This is a genomic window from Mesorhizobium sp. M2A.F.Ca.ET.039.01.1.1 (genome assembly GCF_003998035.1).
Lineage (GTDB): Bacteria > Pseudomonadota > Alphaproteobacteria > Rhizobiales > Rhizobiaceae > Mesorhizobium.
The window spans coordinates 1-7582 of the sequence record NZ_RZRY01000292.1 but is presented as its reverse complement, the minus strand read 5'-3'; the positions used below and the strand labels follow the sequence as shown (position 1 = coordinate 7582).

The following is a 7582-nucleotide window of genomic DNA, read 5'->3' as shown; positions in this document are numbered from 1 at the left end:
GACCAGTGCATCGTGCCGCGCGGCGCCGGCGTCGGCTCGGCGATCGGCTTCCTGAAAGCGCCGTTCGGCTATGAGGCGCTGGCGTCCAGGCTGACGCGCCTGTCGCGCTTCAAGCCGGCCGAGGTCAACGCCCTGCTCGCCGACCTCAAGGCCTCCGCAGAGGGGTTTGTGCGCAGCGGCGCCAGCGGCAGGATCGTCTGCGAGATCACCGCCTTCATGCGCTATGCTGGCCAGGGCTGGGAAATCCCCGTGCCGTTGGTCGACGAACCGTTCGGCGAGGATGCAGTCGCCAAGCTCAAGGATCTGTTCGAGACCAGCTATCAGCGCTTCTTCGGCCGGGCCATCGAAGGGCTCGACGGGCTGGAGATCGAGATCGTCACCTGGTCGGTCAAGGCGACGGACGTTCGTCCGGCCGTGACGCGGCATGAACTCACCACCGGCAGGAAGAAGAGCGAACCGATAACGACCCGGGCCGTGTTCGAACCGGCGACCGGCGCGCCACAGACCTATGGCATCGTCGAGCGCGACAAGCTCTGCGTCGGCGACCGCCTGGCGGGGCCCGCCGTCATCGTCGAGCGCGAGACGTCGACCGTCGTCACCACCAGCTTTGACGCCGTCATCCAAAGCGACGGAGCGATCCTCCTGACCCGCAAAGGCAGTCAGTCATGAGCGATATCAGCGCAATCCGCATGCAGGTCATGTGGAACCGGTTGATCTCGGTGGTCGAGGAGCAGGCGCTGACCTTGCTGCGCACCGCCTTCTCCACCTCTGTGCGCGAAGCCGGCGACCTGTCAGCGGGCGTGTTCGACCCGCGCGGTCAGATGCTGGCCCAGGCGGTCACCGGCACGCCCGGCCACGTCAACACCATGGCCGAGGCCGTGCTGCATTTCATGCACGCGATCCCGCGCGATCAGATGTTCGAGGGCGACACCTATGTCACCAACGACCCATGGCTCGGCACCGGCCACCTGCATGACATCACCATGGTGTCGCCGTCCTTCCTGAACGGCGAGCTCGTCGCCTTCTTCGCCTGCACGGCGCATGTCGTCGATGTCGGCGGCCGCGGCTTCGGCGCCGACGGCAAGTCGGTCTATGAGGAAGGTATCCAGATCCCGATCATGAAGTTCGCGGAAAAGGGCAAGGTCAACCTCGACGTCGTCCGCATCCTGCGCGCCAATGTCCGCGAGCCGAACCAGGTGGTCGGCGATTTCTATTCGCTTGCGGCCTGCAACGAGGTCGGTCATCGCCGCCTCGTCGACATGATGAAGGAGACCGGCCTTGCCTCGCTCGACGGGCTCCGCGACTTCATCTTCTCGCGCACCCGCGAGGCCATGCTGGAGCGCATCAAGGCGCTGCCCAAGGGAAGCTGGTCGAACGAGCTGGTGACCGACGGCTATGACGCGCCGGTGAAGCTGTCGGCCACGGTCTCGGTCCGCGACGACAATGTCGAGGTCGATTTCACCGGCAGCGATCCGATGAGCCGCTGGGGCATCAACTGCCCGATCATCTACAGCAAGGCCTATGCCTGCTATGCGCTGAAATGCGTGGTCGCTCCGGATATTCCGAACAATGCCGCCTCGCTCGCCTTCTTCACCGTGTCGTCGCCCATTAACATCCTGAACGCAGTGCGGCCGGCGCCGGTGGCGCTCAGGCACATCTTCGGCCACATGGTTCCCGATCTCGTGCTGGGCGCGTTCTCCAAGGCGTTGCCCGGAAAAATCCTCGCCGAAGGCGCCGGGGCGCTCTGGAACATCCACATTTCCGTGCGACCCGTCGCCGGCGGTTCCGGCCGCCGCGCCGAAGTGCTGATGTTCAACTCCGGCGGCATGGGCGCCCGCCCCGAACTGGACGGCTTGTCGGCGACGGCCTTCCCGTCCGGCGTGCACACGATGCCGATTGAGGCGACCGAGCATACCGGCCCGATCGTCATCTGGCGCAAGGAACTGCGGCCGGACTCCGGCGGCGACGGCGAATTCCGCGGCGGTCTCGGACAGGTCATCGAGATCGAGGCGACCGAAGGCCACGAATTCGATTTCTCGGCGATGTTCGACCGCGTCAACCATCCGGCCCAGGGTCGCGAAGGCGGCAAGCCCGGCGTCGCGGGCGTCGTCAAGCTCGATAACGGCACAAAGATGCGCCCCAAGGGCTGGCAGCATGTGCCGGCTGGACGCAGGCTGATCCTGGAACTGCCGGGCGGCGGCGGCTATGGCGATCCGGCCAGGCGCAGCGTGGCCGCGCGGGCCAATGACCGTTCCAAGGGTTACATTACGGAGAACGACCAATGAGCTATGTTGCCTCGCGCCTGTCGACCGAGGCGATCGCGCGGGTCAAAGCCGCCGTCGCGCAAGTGGAGTAAACGATGCCGCATTATGAACGTATCCTGATCACCGGCGCCGCCGGCCGGCTCGGCTCGCAGTTGCGCAAGGGGCTGGTGCCGCTCGCCAGGACCATCCGCCTCGCGGGCCGCGAGCCCTTCGGCGATCTTGCGCCCCACGAAGAGGAAGCAGTCTTCGATCTCGCCGACATGGAAGCCACGATCGCAGCGACCAAGGACTGCGACGCGATCGTGCATTTCGGCGGCGCGCCCCTCGAATGCGAATGGCAGACCATCTTGGATTCCAGCATCCGCGGCTCCTACCACATCTATGAAGGCGCCCGGAAACATGGGGTGAAGCGCGTCATCTACGCCTCCTCGGTGCATGCCATCGGCTATCACGAGATCGAGGCGCATATCAGCGTCGACGCGCCCGTGCGCCCCGACAGCCTCTATGGCGTTTCGAAGAATTTCGTCGAGAGCCTGAGCAGGCTCTATTGGGACAAGTTCGGCATCGAGACGGTGTGCCTGCGCATCTTCTCGTCTTTCCCCGAACCGGCCGATCGCCGCATGCTGTGGTCTTATCTCTCCTTCGCCGACTGCGTGCGCCTGGTCGAGGCGTCGCTCACCGCGCCGCGCGTCGGACACACCATCTCCTTCGGCATATCCGACAACAAGCTGAAGATGGTCGACAACAGCGGCGCCGGCCATCTCGGCTTCATCCCGCAGGACAGCGCCGAGCCGTACCGCGCCGCCGTCGAGGCGAAGACGCCTATTCCCGATCCGAAGAGACCCTCGGTGAAATATCTCGGCGGCTGGTTCTGCGAGCTTGGCCACCCGGACGACAAGCCGGCAGAATAGCGCGGCATTCAGCCAGCGGAAGGCAGGCTGTCCCGGATGAAGCGATTCCAGGCGCCGCCGAGCACAAAGGATGTTCCCGTCTCGTCGAAGCCCGCCGCGAGTAGGCCCTGCGAAAGCCCGGGAAAATCGAGGTTCGATCCGAACCAGGACGGCTGAGTCGGGAAGCTTGCAGCGGCTTGGACCTCGCGGGTCCAGCGACCCTCGCGCATCCAGCGCAGGATGCTGTCGGGCTGGTCCTGGCAGAGATCCGAGCCGATGCCGAGATGCTCCGCTCCCATGATTTCAGCCGCTTCCCCGGCCATCTTGCCAAATTGATCGAGTGTCGTGTCCGAGCCGTTCGGAAGATGCAGTGAATAGAGCGAGAGGCCGAGCAGCCCTTCCCTTTCGCGCAATGCCTGCAATACCTCCTTGGACACACTGCGATTGCTGTCGCGGAGCCAGCGCGGGTTGGCGTGGCTGATGACCACCGGACGCTCAGAGAGCGCGATCGCCTCCAGCGTCGTCCGCTCGCCCGCATGCGACAGATCGATGATCATGCCGAGCCGGTTCATCTCGGCGATCGCCTCGCGCCCCATCCGCGTCACGCCGCTGTCTTCCTTCTCCATCCAGCCGCAGCCGAGCAGCGACTGGTTGTTGTAGGTGAGCTGCATGAAACGGATGCCGAGATCGAAGAGCATTTCCATCAGGCCGATGTCGTCCTCGATCGGCATCGGGTTTTGCAGCCCGAGGAAAATAGCCGTCCGGTTCGAGGCTCGCGCCCGCTCGATGTCGCCGGCGTCGCGCGCCAGAAGGATGAGATCCTCATTGTCGCGGAAGCGTGTGCGCCAATCCACCAGATGGCGCACCGTCTCGCGAAAACCTTCGTGATAGCCGACCGTGGCATGGACCGCGGTCAGCCCGCCCCGGCGCATCTCCTGGAAAATTTCGCGCGACCAGTTGCAATATTGCAGCCCGTCGATGAGCACTTGCGGCGCGTCGCCGGTCATTCGCCCGCGCCCGCATGGATGTAGGACGTCTTGACCTGGGTGTAGAACTCGACCGCCGAACGTCCCTGCTCGCGCGGGCCGTAGCTCGAGGCGCGAACGCCGCCGAACGGCACGTGATAGTCAGTGCCGGCGGTCGCCAGGTTGACCATGACGCAGCCCGAGCGCGAGGCGTGGCGGAATTTCGTCGCGCGCGCCAGGGAGCGCGTGGCGATGCCGGCCGTCAGCCCATAGGGCGTGTCGTTGGCGAGGAAGATCGCCTCGTCGAGATCGTCGGCCGTCATCACGCAGGTGATCGGCGCGAACATCTCCTCCTGGTTGATGCGCATGCGCGAGCGCCCGTTGAGGAAGACGGCCGGCGCCATGTAGTGCCCGTTATGTGCCAGGTCGAGCGCCTCGCCGCCGGTAGCAAGCTCGGCGCCCTCGCTGATGCCGAGCGTCACATAATCGAGATTGGCCGAGAGCTGCTCTGCGCTGACGACAGGTCCCATCTGGACGCCCGCCTCAAGCGCATGGCCGACCTTCAAGGCCCTGGTTTTCGCCAGCAATTTCTCGACAAAGGCGTCATGGATCGGCCGCTGCACGATCAGGCGCGACGAGGCAGTGCATTTCTGGCCTGTCCCGCCAAAGGCGCCGTTCACGGCAAGGTCGACCGCGCGATCGAGGTCTGCGTCGTCCATGATCACGAAGGGATTCTTCGATCCCATTTCGAGCTGCAGCTTCACGAACCGCGCCGCCGCGAGCGCGGCTATGCCGGAGCCGACGGCGCCCGAACCGGTGAAGCTCAGCCCTTGAATGTCGGCATTGGCGGCAAGCTCGCGGCCGATCGTCGATCCTGACCCCATCACCAGGTTGAACAGGCCTTCCGGGATCGCCTGCCGGCTGATGATCTCGGTCAGCGCCCAGGCGCTGGCGGGGGTAATGCTGGCCGGTTTCCAGACCACCGCATTGCCGAAGGCCAGCGCCGGCGCAATCTTCCAGGACGCGGTGGCGACAGGGAAATTCCAAGGGGAAATGATCGCGACGACGCCGAGCGGCTCGCGCTCGATCAGGACATCCACGCCGGCCCGGACCGAGTCGGTGGAGGCGCCGAGATTGCGCAGCGCCTCGGCTGCGAAATAGGTGAAGAACTGCCCGGCGCGATAGACCTCGCCGATCCCTTCGGGCAGGGTCTTGCCCTCCTCGCGCGAAAGCAACTCGCCAAGCTCCTTCGAGCGCGCCATCAACTCGCGTCCGATGGCGTCGAGAACGGCGGCCCGCGCCTCCAGCCCCGCCGCCGCCCATTCGCGCTGCGCGCCTTGCGCCGCCGCAACGGCGTCATGGATGTCGGACGGTCGCGCCTGGGCAAAGCGCCCGACGATGTCGGTCACATCCGATGGATTGAGGTCCTCGACCCAGTCGGCGCCGTCACGCCATTCGCCGGCGACGAAGTTCCGACCGTTCAGCATCCTGTTCGACCTGCATCAATTCGGTTGACAACAACCTAAGCAATGCTGTGAACTTCAATCAAGCTCAATTTTTGGCACAAACGTTCAGGCAAGCTTAACAGTGACCAAAACCATCAGCCTGACCGGCATGCGCAGCTTCGTCGCGGTCTGCGAGACCGGCGGCGTGCGCGCCGCTGCCGATCAGATCGGCCGTACGCCGTCCGCCGTGTCGATGACCTTGAAGCAACTGGAAGACGATATCGGCGCGCCACTGTTCGAGAGCGAGCGCAAGGGCGCGCTCTCGCCGGTCGGCCGCATCGTGCTCGACGAGGCGCGCGCCATGATCGCCCATTACGATCGCGCCTGCCTGGCGATGACCAGCTACGCCGCGGACCTGCAGGGACGCTGCGACGTGGCAAGCGTGCCTTCGGTCGCCGTGACGTTGCTGCCGCGCGCGATCGCCCAGCTTCGCGCCGAGGGCAGCAGTTTCGACATCCATGTCCGCGACAGCGATTCCAGTGCCATCGTCGAGGCGGTGGAAAACGGCATGGTCGAGGTTGGCCTTTGCGTGCTTGCCAGCAAGCGGCCGCAGCTCAGTTTCGAGCCTCTGTTCCAAGAGCCGCTCGATTTCGTCTGTCCGGTCGATCATCCGCTGGCGACATCGAAGCGCCCGTTGAAATGGGCGCAGCTTGAAGGCGAGAGCTTCATCCGCAATGGCGCGGCCGAAGCACTCGGGCTTGCCGAGACCGAGGCGCTTGCCGCCGGCTCGAAACTCACCGCGACCAATGTGAGCTCCAACCTGGCGATGGTGGAGGCCGGGCTCGGCGTCACCATCCTGCCCAGGCTCTGCCGCTGGAAATGCAGCCATGCCGTGCGCTTCGTCCCGCTTGCCGATCCACGCTCGAGCCGGAGGGTCGGCTGGATCGCCAGGGAAGGCCGGAACCTGCAGCCCGCGTCTCTGCGCTTCATCGAATGCATTCGCCAGCAGACCCAGGCGGGCGAGAAAGAGTTCGGCTATGCCGCGGCATGATTGGTGGATGACTGGATGACACGCCTGACAGAAGTCCGCATCGAAACGCTCGCCCGAGAAGCGCTGACCCGACACGGCGCAAGCGAGCGGCAGGCCGAGGCGTTGGCCGCCGGCATCGCGGCGGCGGAACGCGACGGCTTGAAGTCGCACGGGCTGATGTATCTGCCGACCTATTGCGAGCACTTGACCTGCGGCAAGGTGCTGGGACTGGCCGAGCCGCGCCTGACCCGGCCTGCCCCGGCCGTTGTCGCCGTCGATGCCGGCAACGGCTTTGCCCACGCGGCAATCGCCCTCGGCCTGCCGCCGCTGATCGAAGCGGCGCGCTCCCAAGGTGTCGCCGCGCTCGCCATCCGTAATTCCTACAATTGCGGCGCGCTCGGCTATCACACCGAACGGATCGCTCAAGCCGGCCTGGTCGGGCTGGGTTTCACCAACGCGCCGGCCTCGATCGCGCCCTGGGGCGGCCGCAAGGCAGCCGTGGGCACAAATCCCTTGTCGCTCGCCGTCCCGGACGGACAAGGCGGCGCGCGCTTCGTCATCGACCAGAGCGCAAGCGTCGTCGCCAAGAGCGAGGTCATCAAGCGCGCTCGCGCCGGCGAACCGATCCCGCCCGGCTGGGCCTTCGATGCGAGCGGCGAGACGACGACCGACGCAGGCGAAGCGTTGAAGGGCACCATGGCGCCGGCGGGCGGCTACAAGGGCGTCGGCACCGCATTACTGGTGGAGATCTTTGCCGCATGCCTGACCGGGGCAAATCCAGGGCTTGTCGCCAGCCCCTTCTCCGGCACGGCCGGAGGGCCACCCGGAACCGGCCAGTTCTTCCTGGCGGTCTCGCCCGAGGCCACGTCGGGCGGCGCGTTCGCCGGCAATCTGGAAACCGTCGCCGGCGCCTTCATCGGCGAAGCGCGGCTTCCCGGCACGAGGCGCTTCGGCGCGCGCGAGAGCAATGCCCAAGGCATCGAGGTGG

At 65.8% G+C, this 7582-nt stretch carries 6 protein-coding genes and 1 pseudogene; 5 read left to right on the top strand and 2 right to left on the bottom strand.

Going from position 1 to position 7582, the window contains the following annotated elements; translation table 11 throughout:
* The 3 genes and pseudogenes from EOA24_RS21140 to EOA24_RS21130 all read left to right on the top strand — a co-directional run.
* Window positions 1–669: pseudogene (locus tag EOA24_RS21140) on the top strand (hydantoinase/oxoprolinase family protein); the annotation flags it as partial.
* Window positions 666–2285: a hydantoinase B/oxoprolinase family protein gene (locus EOA24_RS21135; RefSeq protein WP_126081832.1), complete on the top strand. Its 1620-nt coding sequence runs from the start codon at window positions 666–668 to the stop codon at window positions 2283–2285. The pseudogene EOA24_RS21140 and the gene EOA24_RS21135, both read left to right, overlap by 4 nt.
* A 74-nt stretch (window positions 2286–2359) precedes the next feature.
* Entirely contained in the window at window positions 2360–3175 is an 816-nt protein-coding gene (locus EOA24_RS21130; protein ID WP_126081831.1) for an NAD(P)-dependent oxidoreductase, read from the top strand.
* Between the two features lie 8 nt (window positions 3176–3183).
* On the opposite strand, the gene EOA24_RS21125 is transcribed toward EOA24_RS21130, so the two are convergent.
* Window positions 3184–4161, bottom strand: coding sequence for a membrane dipeptidase (locus EOA24_RS21125; RefSeq protein WP_126081830.1), 978 nt, complete (start codon window positions 4159–4161; stop codon window positions 3184–3186).
* Window positions 4158–5606 (bottom strand): aldehyde dehydrogenase family protein, encoded by a 1449-nt coding sequence (locus tag EOA24_RS21120; protein WP_126081829.1) that lies wholly within the window; start codon window positions 5604–5606, stop codon window positions 4158–4160. The genes EOA24_RS21125 and EOA24_RS21120 overlap by 4 nt, the downstream gene beginning before the upstream one ends.
* Window positions 5607–5706: 100 nt before the next feature.
* On the opposite strand from EOA24_RS21120, the gene EOA24_RS21115 reads away from it, so the two are divergent.
* Window positions 5707–6615 carry a LysR family transcriptional regulator gene (locus EOA24_RS21115; RefSeq protein WP_126081828.1) on the top strand — a complete coding sequence of 303 codons (909 nt, stop codon included), beginning with the start codon at window positions 5707–5709 and terminating at the stop codon, window positions 6613–6615.
* A gap of 15 nt (window positions 6616–6630) precedes the next feature.
* Window positions 6631–7582, top strand: a 952-nt coding sequence (locus EOA24_RS21110; RefSeq protein WP_127410034.1) for an Ldh family oxidoreductase, incomplete at its 3' end; no start/stop codon positions are given.

Excerpts from the sequence above, each read along its gene's own strand:
- EOA24_RS21130 (WP_126081831.1), top strand. The coding sequence starts at position 2,360 with ATGCCGCATTATGAACGTATCCTGATCACCGGCGCCGCCGGCCGGCTC.
- EOA24_RS21120 (WP_126081829.1), bottom strand. The coding sequence starts at position 5,606 with ATGCTGAACGGTCGGAACTTCGTCGCCGGCGAATGGCGTGACGGCGCC.
- EOA24_RS21135 (WP_126081832.1), top strand. The coding sequence starts at position 666 with ATGAGCGATATCAGCGCAATCCGCATGCAGGTCATGTGGAACCGGTTG.
- EOA24_RS21125 (WP_126081830.1), bottom strand. The coding sequence starts at position 4,161 with ATGACCGGCGACGCGCCGCAAGTGCTCATCGACGGGCTGCAATATTGC.